This is a genomic window from Aeromonas sp. QDB23, assembly GCF_027707745.1.
In the GTDB taxonomy this organism is placed as follows: Bacteria; Pseudomonadota; Gammaproteobacteria; order Enterobacterales; family Aeromonadaceae; genus Aeromonas; species Aeromonas allosaccharophila.
Genome location: NZ_JAPCJA010000136.1, coordinates 1 through 1885, shown reverse-complemented (window position 1 = coordinate 1885; position 1885 = coordinate 1). Strand labels below are relative to the sequence as shown.

The 1885-nt window shown below is 44.2% G+C and carries 2 pseudogenes; both read right to left on the bottom strand.

From position 1 onward, the window contains the following. Positions 1–61: 61 nt before the first annotated feature. Positions 62–310, bottom strand: a pseudogene (locus tag PG888_RS22795) (diacylglycerol kinase); the annotation flags it as partial. Between the two features lie 118 nt (positions 311–428). Further along, positions 429–1811: pseudogene (locus PG888_RS22790) on the bottom strand (phosphoethanolamine transferase); the annotation flags it as partial. Positions 1812–1885 lie beyond the last annotated feature (74 nt).

Here is a 1885-nt window from a genome sequence, read left to right as displayed (position 1 = left end):
GAGCCGGCTGGAATGACGACTATCGGGCTCAGTTATTCTTTGGTTAAAATATCAACAAAGTGTGCTCCCGCCCTGCTTCAATAGCTGAGTTCAGGATCTCTACAATCACAACCAGCCAACTTATAACCATTAGGAGTAGTATTTGATTTAAACTATCTCCGACAAAAAACGCTAGAGGCATCAACAGCACAATGAGTAGCAGTTCCTGACGAAAAGCCGCTTCATGTCTCCAAGCTGAAGAAAGTCCCTTCATACTATAATTGGTGGCATGAATGATTCGGGTAATTCCAGTTGCACCAGGCTTTGCCATTTTAGCTTCCTCTTTCTGCTTTGCCCGTTAAAAAATTTCAACCATGAAATACACGGACAATAGTAACAAACCTATTATTTAACAGATAATTGGGGGCCTGAGCCCCCAACAATGTAATTTATTGAACAGTACGACATTGACTGAAAATATCTAGCCCCTTTTCGTAAACTGATGTTTTGACGTCCCAGATACCCAATACGGATGAGAAAATATTATCGTGTGAGTAACGAGTATCAGCAGCTTTCTGCTGCAAACACGCCATATCAACGCCTTTCTCTTTGGTAAATCCAGGTGACATCCACACCTGCATAGGTACGCGGGTCTGATCATCCGGTGCAAACTTGTACGGTGTACCGTGCAGGTAAAGCCCCATAGCTCCCAGCGATTCACCGTGATCGGAGACGTAGAGCAATGCGGTGTTGTACTTATCTTCGTAGGTTTTCAACTTGGCAATCATCTCTGCAATCACGAAATCGGTGTAGCGGATGGTGTTGTCATAGGTGTTGGTGAGCTCTTCATCTGTGCAGTTTTCAATATCACTGCGTGGACAGTCAGGGGTGAACTGACGATGAGCATCAGGGTAGCGTTTGTAGTAGGTTGGGCCATGGCTACCTATCAGGTGGAAGCCAACCAGCTTATCCCCTTTCATTTGAGCAATTTCACTATCTAGGTCTTGAAGGACAACCTCGTCATAGCATGTGTTTTTATCGCAGAATTTAGGGTGATCCTTCGGTTTGATCTCGATGTTAGGAACTCGGTCGCAGACGCCTTTGCAGCCGCCATCGTTCTCCTTCCAAAAGATGGAGATCCCCGTTTTTTGCAACACATCTAGCAGGCCCTCGCTATTGCGAGCGCGATTATCATCAAACTCCTTTCTACCCATATTGGAGAACATGCAGGGAACGGATACAGCGGTTGCAGTCCCGCAGGAGCGGACATCGTTAAAGGAGATCACACCACCAGACTTACTTGTGAATGGGTTGGTATCTTTCTCATAGCCATTCATTGAAAAGTTCTTACCACGAGCAGTCTCACCAACAACCAGGAACATCAAGGTTGGTTTGTCCTTTTTCGTAACCCGTGTGGCATCATCACCTAAAGTAACAAAAGGGATGGGCTCTGCCATATAGCGTCTATAAAGGTACTTACTGGTGCTATACATGAAGTTAGCTGGAACGATTTCACGATTTAGAGTCTGATTATTACGACCAATTGATGCGTAATCTTGGTAGTACAAGGCAGCAATTATCCCAACTATTACCAAAGAGAAAAACATAGATAACAATCGCTGGGCGATACCTTTGTACCAGGTAGATGCATACTCAATTTTCACAAAAAATATCAATGCTGCGGGTAACAAACCGGTCAAAAGAACCCAGATTATTATTGGAGCGTTAACGTATGCAAAAGCTTCACTTTGGTTTGTTTCAAATATATTCTGGATCATATCACCATCAAACAACACACGATATTTCATCATGGTGTAACTGGCGATAGAACCAGGGCAAGATCGCGAACGTTTTTTAAGCAGGGCACGAGGATTTGACCGACCGAACAGGGTGTGATCTTATACTC